Source organism: Paenibacillus sp. YAE3 (assembly GCF_057546105.1).
Map to the genome: position 1 here is coordinate 207,751 of NZ_BAAIYF010000002.1, position 17,917 is coordinate 225,667.

Genomic DNA, 17,917 nt, shown 5'->3' on the forward strand with positions numbered 1-17,917 from the left:
TATCCAAAGCCCTGCTTAACAGGCTTTATAGCATATTTCGTTCGCGAACCGTCAGCCGGCGCCCGGAAATATCGAAGGCGATTTCGCCGTCGGATAAAGCGACGATCCGCGTCGCGTAACGTTCGGCGAGTTCGATCGGGATGACGGTGAGCACGGTCGCCCGCTCTTCTTCGCAGAGCTTTTTCAACGTCTCCATGACGCTCTCCTGCGATTTCGGATCCAGTCCGATGACGGGCTCATCCGCCAGGATCACCTTGGCCCCATGCACCAACGCGCGCGCGATCGCGATGCGCTGGCGTTCGCCGCCGCTCAGCTTTTCGCATTTGTCATGCGCCTTCTCCAACAGGCCAAGCTGCTCGATGACGTCCATGGCGCCCATGTAATCGTCCGACCTCACCATGCCTGTCGCCATCCGCCACAGCGGCGTTTGGCCGGCCTGTCCGATCAGAACGTTTTTCAAAGCGGTCCGTTTCAGGTTCAATTGCGGATTCTGTTCTAAGTATGCCCATTCCCGCCTGATTTTTCTTTTTCCGGCAAGCGGATCTTTCAAAATGTCGGTGCCGTCGACTACGAAGCTGCCCTGATCCCATTTTTCCTTCAGCGCCAGACAGCGCAGGAGGGTGCTTTTGCCGCTTCCGCTTGCTCCTACGAGCGCAATCATTTCCCCACGCTGAAAATCGAGAGAGACGCCTTTTAAAACGGGAATTTTATCGACTCCGACGGACTTGGTTAAATGCTGGATTCTGATCATGACATTTCTCCTCTTGTCTCTCGTTCTCTTTCTTCTATCATAATGCATTCGCATTCAGGAGTACAGCGATACGCCGGATTCGGAATCCGCCCTTTTCCTGAAAGCGAAACCGAGGAATCCGAAGAGGACAAAACCCAGGCCGAGCGCGAAAAACAGCCCCCCGTTCCAGCCGTACTGCATCAGCGTGCCCCCGACGTTCGGCCCGGCGATGCTGCCGGCGTTGAAATGAAATGACGCGACCACGTTCGCGGCGGGCAGGAGCGCTTTCGGAAGAATGTCGGCCGCATAAGCAAGCCCAAGCGAAAAAAAGGAACCGATCATGCCGCCGGCAAGAAGAAGCAGCGCCAAAATCGCGGCCGTCGACGTTCCCGCAAGCGGCACGAGCATAAACGCCAGGCCGCCAAGGATGCCGGTGATCATGAGGATCCGTTTACGTCCGAAACGGTCGCTGAGCATGCCCAGCGGGAGCTGAAGGATCAAACCTCCCACCCCGATAAACGGCAGCAAAAAGGCAATCTGCTGCTCGCTTAGCCCGACGCGCAGGCCGTATACCGGAAAGTTGCTGTTGATTCCCGATTCCATGTAACCATAAAGCAAGGCAGGGATGAGCGCGTACCATGCCAACGCATAGCTGCGGCGGAACCGTTTGACCGGACGGTCCTCCGCATCCAGTTTTTCGGCGCGCAGATCCGGGAGTTTGACAAGCACCAGCACCAGCACCAACAGGACGAGCACAGCAAGCACGATGAACGGCGCGTTGTCGCCGAGCTGAAGCAGCGGAATGCCGAGCGGTCCCAGGCTGAAACCGAGGCCATAGGACATGCCGTAAATGGAAAGATTTCTCCCCCGTTTCTCTTCCGGCGTCACCATCAATACCCAAAGCTGCGCCGTGTAATGGACCGCGCTGTCTCCGATGCCGACCAGCAGCCGGAGAACGAACCAGAACGTGACGTTTGGCACAAGAGGGAACAATATGACGGAAACCAGCACGAGCACGAGCCCTGCGCTCGCAAGCTTTTTAAAGCCGAGCTTCCCAAGCGTCCGCTCGGCGATGAGCGTCATGGCAAAGGAGCCTACGTACAGGGCTGCCGCATTCAATCCGTTCATGGAGGACGATACCCCCATCCGTTCGAGAAAAATCGCCAAAAGCGGCAAAAGCAGCCCTTGGCTGACCCCTGCCGCAACGATAACGGTAAGCAAAATCATGTAATTTAAAGATGACGAGCTGCGTTTCCTGCTGTTGGATCGTGACACGAATATACTTCCTCCTTCTATACTTCCGGGCAAACTACTTGAACATTATAGTGGACAACCCGCTACTCAACAAGCCATAATGAAGAAGGTGCACTGATTTCATAGGAGGTTGTCAGTTTCATGAACTATGAAGTGAAAGTAGACGTTTCACCCATATATGAGCTGCTGGGCAGTTTCATGGTATATATATCGAAGAAATGGGTCCGCAATCTGGACATCGGGCCGGAATGGATCAGCGAAGTCGCAAGCAAGCTCCCGCCGGACGTGTCGGCCGCCCTGTCGCAAGCGTCGGCTTGGCCTTTCGACGATTACGACGTGCTTTATGCCTGGGCGATCCACCGTAACAACGGCGATTCCGTTCCTTGCTTCCTGGAATGCTTATACGAAACGCCCGACGATGTGCTCCACAAGGCGGCGTCCCCGTACCTTCCGGACCTGACGGTCGAGGAAGCCCGGCGGATCCGCGATCAATATACGCCACTGTTAGAATTATGGTATGAGCATTATTTTAAGAACATCGAACCCGACATTATCCCGCTCATCGAAGAAGATGCCAAAGAGAAACGGATCCTGCTCACCAAAATGGACCCGCTGAGCCTCGTCGAATACGCTTCGGGCGGACTGGTCATCGAAAACGCGCCCGAAGTGCAAACGATTGTGCTCTTCCCGACCGTTCATAATCGGCCGATTAACGCCTATTGCTATTATAAAAAAATGATGCTGATCCAATATCCCGTCGACGTGCCGGAAGAAGACGAGGACGAGCCGCCAACCTGCCTGCTGCGGATGACCCACGCGCTTTCCGATCCGAAACGGCTGCGCCTGCTCCGCTACGTGGCGGAAAAACCGCATTCCCTCAAAGAAATGATCCGGGACCTGGATCAATCCGAGGAACTGCTTAAGCACCATTTGATGATTTTGCGGGTGGCCGGGCTTCTCCGGATTCATCTCGGCGTGGAGGAGAAGGAAAAATTCAGCATCCGTCCGGACGGTGCATCGGAGCTCCAAATGTTCCTGGAATCTTACATGCGTCTATAAGGAGTGAACCGCTTTGAGTCAGACATTCAAACAGCATATTTTGTTCGACCTGGATGACACGCTCATCCATTGCAATAAATATTTCGGCCTTGTGTTGGGCGAATTCTATGAAATGATGCATCACTGGTTCGGAGCCCAGACGCTTACGACCGACGAAATCCGGCAGAAACAAATCGACATCGACGTCGAACAGGTAAAACGCACCGGCTTCAGCAGCGGCAACTTCCCCAAATCCCTGATCGAAACCTACCGGTTTTTCTGCCGCAAATTGGGCCGTCCCATCCGCCTGGATGAAGAACAAGAACTGAACAAGCTCGGGCTGAGCGTATACGAACGCGAAGTGGAGCCTTATCCCGGCATGGTCGAAACGCTGGAAACGCTGCAGAACGAAGGACATCGGCTTTACCTTTACACCGGAGGGGAGACCGCGATCCAGCAGCGTAAAATCGATCAGATGAAGCTCAGCGACTACTTCGACGACCGGATTTACATCACGCAGCATAAAAACGAAGCGACGCTAGAACATATTTTGCAGGTCGGCGCGTTTGACCGCTCCCGCACCTGGATGATCGGAAATTCGCTGCGAACCGATGTCATGCCTGCGCTTTCCGCCGGACTGAACAGCATTTACATCAAACAGTCCAACGAGTGGGTATACAATATGGTGGAACTGCGTCACAATCCCGACAGTTCCTTTTACACTATCTCCTCGATCGGGGAAGTGCCGGGCATCATCGAGCGCAAACTCACCGAGGAACGCAAACAACGGGCTCTAAACTAAGAGTCCGTTGTTTTTTTTGGGTACGCATTATTCCTCCACGGAAATTTCGCCCTTTTCCCGATCCAGCAGCACGAAAGCGGCTTGACGCGGCCCTCCGTCGTCTTCGATCCGAAAACTCCTTGCGGTTTTCCCCTTCAACGCCAGCGACGCAATGTCTTCCGGTTCGAGCGAGACGCCGAATTGATCCTTCCAAATGACGAACGTGCAGCCCGTTTTGTAATGGGAGCAGCCATATCCCCGCCGGCCCATGATCAGCGTGCCTTGGCAGCCGGATCTTGGGCAAGGGGCGATTCCGGAAACCGTTCGGACCTCCGGCGCAGGTGGTTTCGGTCCTGTATTTTTCGCCGCTTCCGACGCGGATTCGGCTTGTTTGCCTGCAGCTTTTGGGTCTGCGGCTTTTTTCGGAGCCGCTTGTTTTGCGGTTTTGGTTTTAGCGCCGGATGCGCCGTCCCCGTCATTTCCCGTTGTTTTTTTGCGGCTCCGGGATGGTTTGGTCTCCCCTCCGGGCTTTTCCTCAAAGGATTCTTTCGCGACTCTGGACTGCATTTTCACTTTGCTGATGATCATGGTCGCAAACTTTTTCACGTTGGCCATAAACGCTTCGTCCGAAGCCGAACCTTTGGCGATTTCGTTCAGCCGGCGTTCCCATTGTCCCGTCATTTCCGGCGAAGTCAGCAGGTCGACCCCTGCCCCGCGAATAACCTCGACGGCCATTTTGCCTTTTTGCGTAATGACGATCCGCTTGCCTTTCATCACGATATAACCGACCTGCTTCAGCCGTTCGATGATGGCGGCGCGCGTTGCCGGCGTACCGAGCCCCGAGTCCTTCATCGCATCTCGGAGCTCCTCGTCTTCGATCTGTTTGCCTGCGCTTTCCATCGCTTTCAGGAGCGTTCCTTCGGTGTATGGCTTGGGCGGCTGCGTTTCTTTTTCTTTCGCTTTGCTGCGGAGGCAGCGAACGCCTTCTTTGGCATTCAGGTGAAAAGGCGTCGTAACCTCTTCTTCCGCTTGCGATACGTCCTCGTCATCCTTGTCTTTTTTGGACCGGCTTTTTTTGCCGTCTTTCTTTTGATCGGCATAAATCACCTTCCAGCCCTCGGACAACAGCTGTTTTACCGTCGTCTTAAACGATTCCTTCTCCACTTCCGTCATGACGGTGTGCACCTTGTATTCGGCCGGAGGATAAAAATGGGACAAAAAACGCCGTACGATCAGATCATAAATTTTAGCCTCGTCCGGAGCAAGGTTCCGCGCCGTTTTGTTGGTCGGCAAAATCGCGTGGTGATCCTCCACCTTGGCTGGATTGCACACCGACTTGTTGTTTTTATGTACGATTTTTTTGTCGGCCTGCTCCGCGAATTTCGCATAATCCGTCCCCCGGAGCTGATCCAGGGATTTGTGCATCTGCGAAATGTTTTGCTCGGTCACATAGTTCGAAGTCGTTCTCGGATAACTGATGACCTTATGTTTTTCGTACAGCGCTTGGGCCAGGTCCAGCGTTTTTTTGGCGGAAAAACCGAATTTGGCGTTTGCCTCCCGTTGAAGGAGCGTAAGGTCGTACAGCTTAAACGGATATTCTCTCGTATCTTTCACTTCATAGCTCTGGATGATGCCGTCTTTCCCCTGGACTTTAGCGGCAATCGCCTTTGCTTTTTCTTCGTCCTGAATCCGTTCGCCCTGCCACAAACCTTTGTATTCGGTATCTCCCTGCTTGAATGTCGCCTCCACGTCGTAAAACTTGGCCGAGCTGAACGCGTCGATTTCCTTTTGCCGGTCATAGACCAGCGCAAGCACGGGCGTCTGCACCCTGCCCACCGACAGCAGCACGTTATGTTTCGTCGTAAAGGCGCGCGAGCCGTTCATGCCGATCAGCCAGTCCGCTTCGCTTCTTGCCCGCGCCGCTTTGGACAGGTTTTCGTATTCGCTTCCGTCCTTCAGCTCTTCGAACCCCTTCCGTATCGTTTCGGGCGTAAGGTCCGAAATCCAGAGCCGCTTGACGGGCTGCCGCAGCTTCAAATGCTGCTGGATCAGGCAAAAAATATGCTGCCCTTCCCTTCCTGCGTCGCATGCGTTGATCAGCAAATCGCTTCGTTTGGCAAGTTCGGCGATCACCTTGAGCTGGTCCTTCGTTTTCGGATTGGGCTTCAGCTTGAATTGTTCGGGAATGATCGGCAGGTCCTGGATGTTCCATTTTTTATACTTGTCGTCGTAAGCGTCCGGTTCGGCCAGACCGATCAGATGCCCGATCGCCCAGGTAATGATGTACTTTTCCCCTTCGATGTACGTGCGGGCATTTTTTGCCTTCGGTTCGATTACGGCCGCGATGTTGCGCCCCATGTCGGGTTTTTCTGCAATTACAAGTGTTTTCAAACTACCGTCTCTCCTCATGTGGACGTTCCGTTTCCACGGCAATACCCCCGCAAATGGAAGCTCAAGCTTGCGCAAGCAGGCTTCTTTCCGGGGCTCCGGTAAAATAGGCTATTATGAATGCAAAAGGCCCAGAAAAGGAAGTTTCCTCGGGCCGCGGATCGTTCATTTCATAGATTCGAATAGTCATAGAATAGCATAAAATCGTCTTTTTTTCAATGAAGCCCGCCGGCTCGCCCTTCCAAACGGATGGCTGGAGGCACGTCTTACAGGCCATTCTTTTTATGTCTTTAGCGGTGGTTTCCATCCGTTGAAACAGAAAAAGACCTCCCTGAATAATAGGGAAGTCTTCTCTCGATAAGGAATACATGGATTTCGATTTATACGAGGACCGTTGCGCCCATCAGGTATTTATCGACCTCGCGCGCAGCCTGACGGCCTTCGTTGATCGCCCAAACGACCAAACTTTGACCGCGGCGCATATCGCCTGCGGCGAACACCTTATCGACGTTCGTCTGATATTTGCCGTAAGCGGCTTTGACGTTCGATCTGCGGTCGGTTTCCAAACCAAGCTGGTTCACGATCGTTTGCTCCGGTCCGTCGAACCCGATGGCAATCAGCGCCATTTGCGCCGGGAACACTTTTTCCGTGCCGGGAATCGGCTGGTAGATTTTACGTCCGTTTTCGTCTACGATCCGCTCGATTTGCACGGTATGCAGCTCCTTGAGGTTGCCGTTGTCGTCGCCGACGAATTTGGTCGTCATGATGGAAAACTCCCGGGGATCTTTGCCATATACCGCCTTGGCTTCCTCCTGCGCATAATCGAGCGTATACACGTTCGGGAACTGCGGCCACGGGTTGTTGATCGTATCGCGTTCGAGCGGGGCCATCGGATGCGTACCGAACTGGGTTACGCTGCGGCAGCCATGGCGCAGTGCCGTCGCCACGCAGTCGGAGCCGGTATCGCCGCCGCCGATGACGATGACGTCTTTGCCTTCCGCGGAAATGTACTTGCCGTCGGATAACCCGGAATCCAGCAGGCTTTTGATGGTGCCGTTCAAGTAGGTCATCGCGTAGTGGACGCCGTTCAGATCGCTGCCTTCGATATTGAATTCACGCGGCTTGGTTGCGCCGCCGCAAAGCACGACAGCATCGTAATCGTCCACCAGCTGCTGCGAAGAAATATCCTTGCCGATTTCGGTATTCGTCACAAAGCGGATGCCTTCGGCAGCCATGAGGTCGACACGGCGCTGCACGACCGCTTTGTCCAGCTTCATGGACGGAATGCCGTACATCAGGAGTCCGCCGATCCGGTCGGCGCGTTCATAGACGGTCACGTGATGGCCGGCCTTATTCAACTGGGCTGCGGCGGCCAGCCCCGCAGGGCCCGAGCCGACGACGGCCACGCGTTTGCCGGTCCGTTTTTCCGGCGGGGTCGGAACGATCCAGCCTTCTTCAAAACCTTTGTCGATGATCGCCTGCTCGATCGTTTTGATCGTTACCGGCTGGCCGATCAGGCCCACGGTGCAAGAGCCTTCGCACGGAGCCGGGCAAATGCGGCCGGTAAATTCCGGAAAGTTGTTGGTTTTCAGCAGACGGTCGAGCGCTTCCTTCCACAATCCGCGGTAAACCAAGTTGTTCCATTCCGGAATCAGGTTGTTTACCGGACATCCCGAAGTGCCTCCGGCCATGTCGATTCCTGTATGGCAGTAAGGCGTGCCGCAATCCATGCAGCGCGCGCCTTGCGTACGCAGCTCTTCTTCGGACAAATGCTTGTGGAATTCTTCCCAGTCTTTTATGCGTTCAGCCGGTTCGCGGTCGGCCGGCAGCTGGCGGCTGTATTCCATAAATCCAGTAGGTGTAGACATGACGTGTTTCCCCCATCCGTTCTTTTCCTGTTGATTCTACGCATCTATGAGAACGACGCAATGATATTTCAATTATAGTAGCATCCCATTCTTTGAATATTAAATGGATTATCCGAATAATTATTTGTACTAATTAACATGCTGTTTACATTGCGATGCCAGTTATGCGTCGAGGCTACCGTCGCTCATACGTGCAAAAACGGTAATCATACGGATTTTTTTCGTCACGGATTCCTTGTACTTCCTGAATACATTCCCATTCGTTTTCGTCGAGTTCCGGAAAAAACGTATCCCCCTCGAACGTCTCGTCGATTTCCGTAATGAGCAGGCGGTCGGCGTAGGGCATCAGCAGCCGGTAAATCTCCTCGCCGCCGATGACCATCACTTCCTCCCCTTTGCTCGTTTCGACCGCTTCTTCGACGGTATGGATCACCTGGGCCCCAGGGGCCTCATATCGTGCATCCCGCGTCATTACGATATTGGTCCGGCCTGGCAGCGGCTTGGCTCCGAAAGACTCCCACGTTTTCCGCCCCATCAACACTTTTTTGCCCATCGTTTGCTCTTTGAAAAAGGCCATGTCTCTCGGCAGCCGCCAAGGAAGGGCGTTGTCGCGGCCGATGACCCTGTTTTTTCCCATAGCCAAAATGTACGTCATGCTCATGCCATTCACGCTCCTTTTTTCCGGGATGATGCAGCTCTTTGCTTATATGGCGACCGGCGCTTTGATGCCCGGATGATGCTTATAATTGACGAATTCGAAATCTTCGAACTTATAATCGAAAATCGACTCCGGCTTGCGTTTGATCACCAGCTGCGGAAGATCGTACGGCTCCCGTTCCAGCTGCGTTTTGACCTGCTCCAAATGGTTCGTATAAATATGCACGTCGCCGCCGGACCAGATGAATTCTCCCGGTTCCAGCCCGCATTGCTGCGCAACCATATGCGTCAGCAACGCATAGCTGGCGATGTTGAACGGCAGGCCGAGGAACGTGTCGACGGACCGCATCGTCAGCATGCAGGACAGCTTGCCGCCCGCTACGTAGAACTGGAATACGAAATGGCATGGCGGAAGCTTCATTTGCTCGATTTCCGCTACGTTCCATGCGCTGACGATATGCCGCCGCGAATCCGGATTGTTTTTGATCGAATCGATCACGTTCGCAATCTGGTCGATATGCGTGCCGTCCGGCGACTTCCAGTGGCGCCACTGCGAGCCGTACACCGGTCCCAAATCCCCGTTTTCGTCGGCCCATTCGTCCCAGATCGTTACGCCGTTTTCCTTCAAATAACCTATGTTGGTTTCGCCGCTGAGGAACCACAGCAGTTCGTGCACCACGGACTTAATGTGAATCCGCTTCGTCGTCAATAAAGGGAAACCTTCGGAAAGATCGAATCTCAGCTGTCTACCGAAAACGGAAATCGTGCCCGTTCCGGTCCGATCTTCCTTCGGCGTGCCGTTTTCCAAAATATCTTTCAACAAGTCCAAGTATTTTTTCATGTTTTTGCTCAACCCTTCCGCTCTGTATGCTGTATGCTGTATGCCTATCCGGATCGGCTTAAGCTTAAGATGCCCTGAATAGCAGCGGGTCCGTCTGCCTGAGCAAGATCCGTCGTTTGATCACAATCCTTTTTACTAGTTTACCATCCGCAAAGCCGCACGGAAATAGATAATTTCATCCTCCGATCTCCATAACGTTCGGAAAAACGGTAGCGGAGGCGTTCATTTTGGACGAATCCCGCACAAAATGGCCGTAAAACAAAAAACAAGAGCCTTGCATAAAAGCAGGCTCTTGTTCTTTTAACGCCTTATTAAAAGCGTATTATCTGCGAGGCGCAATGACGTGGATCGGGTTGCCAAGCGCAAGCTCAGCCGTTTCCATCACGATTTCGCCCAGCGTTGGGTGAGCGTGGATGGTCAGGGCGATATCTTCAAGCGTAGCACCCATTTCGATTGCGAGACCCAGCTCGGCAATCAGGTTGGAAGCTTCGATCCCGGCGATGTGGCAGCCCAGAACCAACTGCGTTTCTTCGTCGAAAATCAATTTCACGAAGCCGTCGGCATTGTTCAGCGACAACGCGCGTCCGTTGCCCGCAAACGGGAATTTGGCGGCTTTCGCTTTGTAGCCTTTTTCTTTCGCTTCTTTTTCGGTGTAACCTACGCTTGCGCATTCAGGATCAACGAATGCCACCGCAGGAACCACTTTGTAATCGACAACCGAAGGATGTCCGGCGATCGCTTCGGCAGCTACCTTGCCTTCATAAGAAGCCTTATGCGCAAGCGCTGGTCCCGGAACGACGTCGCCGATCGCGAAAATGTTCGGTTTGTTGGTGCGGCCTTGATGGTCGACTTTGATGAGTCCGCGGTCGGTCATTTCGATGCCGATGAGGTCCAGACCCAAATCGCCGTCGGTGTTCGGGCGGCGTCCAACCGTTACGAGCAGGTAATCTGCCGTAACTTCTTTCGTTTCGCCGTTCACGGAATATTTCACCGTCACGTCGTTATCCGTTTGCTCTGCGCTTTCGGCTTTGGCATTCGTGATGATTTCGACGCCGGTTTTGTTCATGCTTTTTACGACCAGCTTCGTCATGTCCGGATCGAATCCGTTCAGGATCGTGTCCATGCCTTCCAGGATCGTAACCTTCGCGCCGAATTTCGAGAACATTTGGCCAAGTTCCGCGCCGATGTAGCCGCCGCCGATGACGACAAGGCTCTTCGGAATTTCAGGCAGGTTGAGCGCTTCTGTCGAAGACAGGATGCGTCCGCCGAACGGGAATGCTTTCAGCTCGATCGGACGGGAACCCGTCGCGATGATGCAATGTTTGAAACGGTAACGAGGAGATTCATGCTCGTTGAAGCAGCGTGCTTCGTTTTCGCTGATGAACATGCACTCGCCATGGAATACTTCGACTTTGTTGCCTTTCAAAAGGCCCGCAACGCCGCCGGTCAGCTTTTTCACGACGCTGTTTTTGAATTCCTGGGTTTTGGAGAAATCCACTTTGACGTTTTCGACGGATACGCCGAACGCGTCCGCATGTTTAGCCGATTCGTATTGGTGAGCCGCAGCGATCAGCGCTTTGGAAGGAATACATCCGCGGTTCAAGCACACGCCGCCCACTTCGGATTTGTCCACGATCAGTACCTTTTGACCCAGCTGAGCAGCGCGGATGGCGGCTACGTAACCGCCGGGACCCGCACCGATGACTAATGTGTCGATATCGAGAGAAGCGTCTCCTACTACCATGTCTTATACCTCCATTACCAGCAGCTCAGGATTGCTGAGCAGCGATTTGATATAGTTCATAAAGTTTTGAGCCGTTGCGCCGTCGATGATGCGGTGGTCGAAGCTCAAGGACAGAGCCATGACAGGCGCCGCTACGATTTCGCCGTTTTTCACGACAGGTTTTTCCGTAATGCGGCCGGTACCCAGAATCGCAACTTCAGGGAAGTTGATGATCGGCGTGAAGAACATGCCGCCGGCGGAACCGATGTTGGTGATGGAGATCGTGCTGCCTTTCATTTCGGCCGGAGTCAGTTTGCCTTCACGGCCGCGTGCCGCGAGGTCGCGGATCGCGTCGGCGATCATCCAGATGCTCTTACGGTCGGCATCTTTGATGACCGGTACGATCAGACCGTTGTCCGTATCCGTAGCGATACCGATGTTGTAGTACTTTTTATACACAATTTCGTTGTTTTCTTCGTCGATCGTCGCGTTCAGGGCAGGGAATTGGCGGGAAGCCGCAACCAGCGCTTTGACGATGAACGGCAGGTACGTGATTTTCGTGCCTTTTTTCTCGGCGATCGGCTTCATGCGCGTGCGGAATGCCACCAGCTCGGTAACGTCCACTTCGTCCATGATCGTCACGTGAGGAGCCGTGTAAGCCGATTTGACCATCGCGTTGGCGATCGCTTTGCGGATGCCTTTGAACGGTACGCGTTCTTCTTCGGCGCGTGCGTCGACAGCCGGAGCGGCCGCGGACGCTGCAGATGCGGCTTTTTCTTCTTTGGCCGCAGGAGCTGCTGCTTGGCCTCCGCCGTTTTTGAAGGCTTCAACGTCTTCTTTGGTGATTTTGCCGTTGTTGCCCGTGCCGGTCACTTGCGTGATGTCGACGCCTTGTTCGCGCGCAAATTTGCGGACGCTTGGCGTAGCCAGCACTTCCTTGTTCGGAGCCGCAGGAGCCGGAGCGTTTTCCCCGCCTTGTTTAGCCGCTTCAGGGCTGTTTTGGGCCGGAGAAGAAGTGGTGTCCGCGCCGCCTTGGGCCGCGTCGGCTTCCATGGAACCATGGTCCGCCGCAGGAGCGTCCTGTTCCGGAAGTTCGCCTTCCGCATCGATGATGGCAACGACTTCGCCTACGCGGCACACTTGTCCGTCCTTGGCGAAAACTTCCTGCACGGTACCGTTTACCGGGCAAGGAACCTCGACCACCGCTTTGTCGTTTTGCACTTCCATGATGATGTCGTCGTCTGTTACTTTATCGCCGGGCTTGATGTGCATTTTAATAATTTCGCCTTCATGCAAGCCTTCGCCCAATTCCGGGAACCGATATTCAAATTTTGCCACCTTAAGTACCTCCTATCAAAACTTCTTTTTCTTAGAATTCCATGACTTTGTTAACTGCAGCGATAATCCGGGCCGGCGTAGGAAGCCATGTATCTTCGATTTGCGCAAATGGATATACCGTATCCGGAGCCGCTACGCGGAGAACAGGCGCTTCCAGGTGCAAAATGGCTTTTTCGTTGATTTGTGCAATGACTTCTGCGGCCACGCCGGAAGTTTTTTGCGCTTCCTGAACGACGATGGCACGGTTCGTTTTCTTCACCGAAGCAACGATCGTATCGATGTCCAAAGGATTCAGGGTACGCAGGTCGATGATTTCGGCCTTGATGCCTTTCGTTTTTTCAAGCTCTTCGGCAGCTTTCGTTGCCGTATGAACCATCATGCCGTATGCGATGATCGTCACGTCGGAACCTTCGCGGACGACATTCGCCTTGCCGATTTCAACCGTGTAGTCCCCTTCAGGAACTTCCGCGCGGAACGCATGGTACAAGTTCAAATGCTCCATGAAAAATACAGGGTCGTTGTCGCGGATGGCTGCGATGAGCAGGCCTTTGGCGTCGTAAGGGTTCGAAGGCACTACCACTTTAATACCCGGAGTTTGCACCGCCAAACCTTCGAGCGAGTCGGTGTGCAGCTCAGCCGCTTTAACGCCGCCGCCGAACGGCGTACGGAACACGATCGGAGCGTTGTAACGGCCGCCGGAACGGTAACGCATGCGTGCAGCCTGCACGAACATTTGGTCCATCGCCTCGAAAATAAAGCCGACGAACTGGATTTCGGCTACCGGACGGAAGCCTTGGATCCCCAAACCGACAGCCAGACCGCCGATCGCGGATTCGGCCAGCGGGGTGTCGAAGATGCGCTCTTCGCCGAATTCTTTTTGCAGTCCTTCCGTCGCCCGGAACACGCCGCCTACATTACCGACGTCTTCACCGAACACAATGACGTTAGGGTCACGTTTCATTTCCACGCGGATTGCGTCGCGGATTGCTTCTTTCATATTCATTTGTGCCATTGCTTCATTTCCTCCTTAACAATACTGTTCACGTTGCTATTCCAGCCTAGCGGATCTTCGATTATTGGAAATCGGCCTTTTGCTCTTCCAAATGTTTCGGCGTCGTTTCGAACATGCTGTCGATGAGGCCGGGAACCGTCATTTTTTCGGTTTGTTCCGCTTTTTTGATTTCTTCGTTCACTTTGGCTTTCGCTTCATCTTTAACGCGAGCCGTATCTTCTTCGGACCACAGTCCTTTTTTCTCCAGGTATTTGCCCAGACGGGTGATTGGATCCTTCGCGTTCCATTCGCCTTCTTCGTCCTTCGTGCGGTATTTGGTCGCATCGTCGGACAAGGAGTGCGGACGGTAACGGTACGTTACGGCTTCGATCAACGTCGCGCCTTCGCCTTTGCGCGCAAGTTCCGCCGCTTCCTGAACAGCGCTGATGACGGCAAATACGTCCATACCGTCGACTTTGACGCCGCGGATGCCTGCCGCCACCGCTTTATGGGCAATGGACAATGCAGCCGTTTGCTTCGAGAAAGGAGTCGTAATGGCATAACCGTTGTTTTGCACAAAGAAAATGACCGGAAGTTTGTAACGTCCAGCGTAGTTGAGGCCTTCGTAGAAGTCGCCTTCGGAAGAACCGCCGTCACCCGTGTAAGTGATGACAACTTGTTTTTGTTTTTTCAGCTTGTAACCCATCGCGATGCCCATCGCGTGCAAGATTTGCGCGCCGATGATGATTTGCGGCATCAATACGTTTACGCCTTCCGGAATCTGACCGCCATGCTGATGTCCGCGGGAGTACAGAAAAGCTTGGTACAGAGGCAATCCATGCCATACGATTTGCGGCATATCGCGGTAACCAGGGCAGATGAAGTCGTCTTTTTCCAGTGCGAATTCGCTGCCGACCATCGTCGCTTCCTGGCCGGATACCGGCGCGTAGAAGCCCAAACGGCCTTGGCGTCCTAAGTTAACGGCGCGGTCGTCCCAAGTGCGGGTAAATACCATGCGGTACATAATTTCTTTAAGTTGATCATCAGTAAGGTTAGGCATTTTATCTTCGTTAATGATTTCACCTTCGGGAGAGAGCACGGAAAGCGCTTCGACTTCCTCGGTATACACTTCATAAGGCACCTTGCTCATTATCTTCACCTCAACAAAAAAATTTGAATATCAGGCTCTGCTGTTATAGAATTATTATACACCTGTTTTACTCGATTCGTCAAAGCAATTGCGGATAAATTTCGAAAATATCGAGTTTTGTATGTATAACAGTGTGCCAATAAAAATATAACAGTTTTCAAACATTTGACAAAAGCGTGGAGATTCCCACATGATGGAAACCGAATGACAACGCTTTTTTCAGGCTGAAAAATCAACCGCGAGAAGGGTGAACACGAATGACGGATTCAAAGTATTTGAAAAGAACGATCCATAAGGAAGAAATCGAAAGCCGTTTTTTGAATGAAACACGCCATCTGCGCGTGTACCTCCCGCCCGGCTACAATGAAATTCTGAGCTACCCTGTCGTCTATTGTCAGGACGGCGAAGAATTTTTTAACTTTGGACGCATTGCCACGACAGCCAACCATTTGATTCTGGACGGCCATACGGAGCCGTTCATCATCGTTGGGGTCGATGTGGACACGTCGGTCCGCACCGAAGAGTACGCTCCGTTCGGCAGCCGGTTCGACGCCTATACGCGCTGCTTCGCAGAAGAGATTATTCCCTTCATCGAAGCCAAATATCCCGTGCGGAAAGAGCCTTCGGAACGGGTGCTGGCCGGCGATTCCCTCGGGGGCAGCGTCTCTTTGCACCTGGCGGTCCGGTATCCGGAGCTGTTTCGGCGCATCATCAGCCTGTCGGGCGCTTATTATCCGGCCTCCCAGGATATTTACGAGGCGCAGGACGACTTGTCCTGGCTGGACATCTACATGATCGTCGGATTGCAGGAAACGGCATTCGAAACCGATCATGGCATCCATAACTTCGTGGAGCTGAACCGCCAGACCCGCGAGCTGCTGCTGGATCGTGGTGCAAAAGTGGAGTATGCCGAAAAAGACGGCAAGCATATTTGGGGATTCTGGCAAAAAGAACTGCCGGATGCGCTGACGTACTTTCTTCGCGCGTAACCCTGACAGTCTTCATCGTAGATTAAAAAGGTGAACCGGGAACATACGATGCCTATGGCTCAATGGTCTTGGTTCACTTTCTTTTTAACCCTTCCTCTTCTCAAATCCGAAATGATTGCGTTTTCATTGTTTTTCCGAAAAAACGGCAAACATGCCGCTTTTTCATGGAAACAAAAATTTTTATTCCTGCTCTTCAATAAAAAATTATAGCTTCTCTGCGCGTATCTTTTTCAAAAGCGCCTCGCAACCTGCGTCGATCATTTCGTACACCTGCTCAAAATTCCCCGTGTAATACGGGTCCGGCACTTCTCGAAGCTCGTGGTCCGGCAGCAGATCCATGAACTTGAGCAAAAGCTCCGTTTTGGCTCCCGGAAGCTTTTTTACGTTTTCGAAATTGCTGTCGTCCATGCATACCATGTAATCAAAAGTCTCAAAATCCGGGCTGGCGATGCGGCGGGCTTGGATGCCTTCGTGCCCGATCCCATGCTGGTCCAGAATACGGCGCGTGTCTTGATGCGGTCTTTGCCCGAGATGCCAGTCCCCCGTCCCGGCGGAGTCCACCGTGATCAGGTGTTGAAGTCCGGCCCGCTCGACCTTGTGGCGCATGACCGCTTCGGCCATCGGCGATCGGCAAATGTTGCCCAAACATACGAATAATACGGATACCATGATTGTGAATTGCCTCCTCTGTTATGCAGTCTTCCGGCTGTGTTTGCCCTTGTTTCCCTGTATGGATAGATCGGTCGAAGAAGACATGTGAAGCGAACGCCGCGGCAGCTTCCATTTATAATGTACGGAAAGCATGCGCAGCAGGACGATCACCGCAAACAGAAGCACCGCCTGCCATGTCGAGTGAATCCAGCCCATCCCGATGACCGCGCCGGCGATGGCCGCCCATACGGCGTAAATTTCATCCTTGAGGACGAGCGGCTTGCGCCCGGCCAGCAAATCGCGGATAATGCCGCCGCCGATTCCCGTCATGACGGCCGCAACGATAACGGCTGACAGCGGATGATGCATATTCTGGGCATAAAGCGCCCCTTGAATGGCGAAAGCCGATAAGCCGATGGCATCAAAAAACGCCTCCGTCCGCTTCCAATGCCTGATCCAGCCCAAAGGCAGAAGGAACGCGACGATGACCGACAAAATCGCCAGCTTGATCAGCAGGCCTTGGCTCCATAACGTCGTGACGGGAACCCCGATTAGCACGTTCCGAATCACCCCTCCGCCGAATGCCGTGACAAGCCCCAGCACCAGGATGCCCAAAATGTCGTATTCTTCCTCCATGGCCACAAAAGCTCCCGACATCGCAAAAGCGATCGTGCCGATGATGCTGAATATTTCAAAAGCATGCATGTCCAATTTCTCTCTAACCTCTCCCCTATCCTATGTCTCCATTATTGTAGTCGTGTCCTGCCGAATTGCGCAAGATTGTTTTTAACTTTTTGGATTTTTGCAAAATCCTCATTTATACTGGAAGCACGATATAGTAGGAGAAAATCGATTTTAGGGGGAAACGCCGATGAACGATAAACGCGTAGTTATTTTTTCCGGAGGGGATCTGTATCCCCAATACATAGATGAAATTCGACCGACGGATTATGTCATCGGGGCGGACAAAGGAGCGTTGTTTTTGATACGCCACGGCATCAAACCCGATCTGGCCGTCGGCGACTTCGATTCGATTTCTCCGCAGGAGCTGGAGCATGTCCGGGCGGAGTGCGGAAACATCGTCGAATGCGATCCCGTCGATAAAGACTTGACCGATACGGAACTGGCCATTGAAATGGCGGCAAGGGAAGAACCCGGCTTCATCTTGCTGATCGGCGGAACGGGAACGCGCATGGATCACACGCTGGCGAACGTGCAAATGCTGAACCGGGCGCTTCAGCATCAAATCCAGTGCGCCATCATGGACCGCAACAATTACATTACGTTAACCGGCTCCAAACTCGAGGTAATCGACCGCGGCTACAAATACGTATCGCTGCTTCCGCTGACGCCGGAAGTAACCGGCATTACGCTCGAAGGTTTTCGATATCCGCTCGACAACGCCACGCTCAAGCTGGGAGAATCCCTTGGCATCAGCAACGTCCTTCTCGGAGAGCGCGGACAAATAAGCATTGCCGGCGGTCTTTTGCTCGTCATTCAAAGCAATGACTAACGGAT

16 protein-coding genes are annotated in these 17,917 nt (G+C 53.3%); 4 read left to right on the plus strand and 12 right to left on the minus strand.

The window, feature by feature from the left end:
- Positions 1-25: 25 nt before the first annotated feature.
- Entirely contained in the window at positions 26-751 is a 726-nt protein-coding gene (locus AC27KL_RS03800; RefSeq protein ID WP_487168906.1) for a phosphonate ABC transporter ATP-binding protein, read from the minus strand.
- Positions 752-805: 54 nt separating this feature from the next.
- Positions 806-1,957: an MFS transporter gene (locus AC27KL_RS03805; protein ID WP_487169136.1), complete on the minus strand. Its 1,152-nt coding sequence runs from the start codon at positions 1,955-1,957 to the stop codon at positions 806-808.
- A gap of 168 nt (positions 1,958-2,125) precedes the next feature.
- Here AC27KL_RS03805 and AC27KL_RS03810 point away from each other — a divergent pair, with 168 nt between their 5' ends.
- Both AC27KL_RS03810 and AC27KL_RS03815 read left to right on the plus strand, forming a co-directional pair.
- Positions 2,126-3,043 carry an ArsR/SmtB family transcription factor gene (locus AC27KL_RS03810; RefSeq protein ID WP_036711973.1) on the plus strand — a complete coding sequence of 306 codons (918 nt, stop codon included), beginning with the start codon at positions 2,126-2,128 and terminating at the stop codon, positions 3,041-3,043.
- Between the two features lie 13 nt (positions 3,044-3,056).
- A complete protein-coding gene (locus AC27KL_RS03815; RefSeq protein ID WP_487168907.1) occupies positions 3,057-3,824 on the plus strand; it encodes an HAD family hydrolase in 768 nt (255 codons plus the stop codon).
- Between the two features lie 27 nt (positions 3,825-3,851).
- Here the strand turns inward: AC27KL_RS03815 and AC27KL_RS03820 are convergent, their stop codons facing one another.
- The 8 genes from AC27KL_RS03820 to pdhA form a co-directional block, all read right to left on the minus strand.
- Positions 3,852-6,194, minus strand: coding sequence for a DNA topoisomerase 3 (locus AC27KL_RS03820; protein WP_487168908.1), 2,343 nt, complete (start codon positions 6,192-6,194; stop codon positions 3,852-3,854).
- 377 nt (positions 6,195-6,571) lie between these two features.
- Positions 6,572-8,059 carry a glutamate synthase subunit beta gene (locus tag AC27KL_RS03825; RefSeq protein WP_487168909.1) on the minus strand — a complete coding sequence of 496 codons (1,488 nt, stop codon included), beginning with the start codon at positions 8,057-8,059 and terminating at the stop codon, positions 6,572-6,574.
- 175 nt (positions 8,060-8,234) lie between these two features.
- Entirely contained in the window at positions 8,235-8,720 is a 486-nt protein-coding gene (locus AC27KL_RS03830) for a dihydrofolate reductase (RefSeq protein WP_339324529.1), read from the minus strand.
- A gap of 42 nt (positions 8,721-8,762) precedes the next feature.
- Positions 8,763-9,557: a thymidylate synthase gene (locus AC27KL_RS03835; RefSeq protein ID WP_339324528.1), complete on the minus strand. Its 795-nt coding sequence runs from the start codon at positions 9,555-9,557 to the stop codon at positions 8,763-8,765.
- Between the two features lie 322 nt (positions 9,558-9,879).
- Entirely contained in the window at positions 9,880-11,301 is a 1,422-nt protein-coding gene (gene lpdA, locus AC27KL_RS03840) for a dihydrolipoyl dehydrogenase (RefSeq protein ID WP_036711967.1), read from the minus strand.
- A 3-nt stretch (positions 11,302-11,304) separates the two neighbouring features.
- Positions 11,305-12,618: a dihydrolipoamide acetyltransferase family protein gene (locus AC27KL_RS03845; RefSeq protein WP_487168910.1), complete on the minus strand. Its 1,314-nt coding sequence runs from the start codon at positions 12,616-12,618 to the stop codon at positions 11,305-11,307.
- 31 nt (positions 12,619-12,649) lie between these two features.
- On the minus strand, positions 12,650-13,630 hold the full coding sequence (locus tag AC27KL_RS03850) for an alpha-ketoacid dehydrogenase subunit beta (protein ID WP_212948510.1): 981 nt from the start codon (positions 13,628-13,630) through the stop codon (positions 12,650-12,652).
- 61 nt (positions 13,631-13,691) lie between these two features.
- The gene (gene pdhA, locus AC27KL_RS03855; protein WP_036711962.1) at positions 13,692-14,759 is read right to left on the minus strand and encodes a pyruvate dehydrogenase (acetyl-transferring) E1 component subunit alpha; all 1,068 of its coding nucleotides are present in this window, start codon (positions 14,757-14,759) and stop codon (positions 13,692-13,694) included.
- A 257-nt stretch (positions 14,760-15,016) separates the two neighbouring features.
- Between pdhA and AC27KL_RS03860 the strand changes: the two genes are divergently transcribed.
- Complete coding sequence (locus tag AC27KL_RS03860) at positions 15,017-15,748, plus strand: alpha/beta hydrolase (protein WP_487168911.1); 732 nt, start codon at positions 15,017-15,019, stop codon at positions 15,746-15,748.
- 204 nt (positions 15,749-15,952) lie between these two features.
- Here the strand turns inward: AC27KL_RS03860 and AC27KL_RS03865 are convergent, their stop codons facing one another.
- Together AC27KL_RS03865 and AC27KL_RS03870 are read right to left on the minus strand one after the other, a co-directional pair.
- On the minus strand, positions 15,953-16,417 hold the full coding sequence (locus tag AC27KL_RS03865) for a low molecular weight protein-tyrosine-phosphatase (RefSeq protein WP_487168912.1): 465 nt from the start codon (positions 16,415-16,417) through the stop codon (positions 15,953-15,955).
- Positions 16,418-16,438: 21 nt separating this feature from the next.
- Positions 16,439-17,104, minus strand: coding sequence for a trimeric intracellular cation channel family protein (locus AC27KL_RS03870; RefSeq protein WP_036712015.1), 666 nt, complete (start codon positions 17,102-17,104; stop codon positions 16,439-16,441).
- Between the two features lie 166 nt (positions 17,105-17,270).
- Between AC27KL_RS03870 and AC27KL_RS03875 the strand changes: the two genes are divergently transcribed.
- Entirely contained in the window at positions 17,271-17,912 is a 642-nt protein-coding gene (locus AC27KL_RS03875; RefSeq protein WP_339324523.1) for a thiamine diphosphokinase, read from the plus strand.
- Positions 17,913-17,917: the final 5 nt, after the last annotated feature.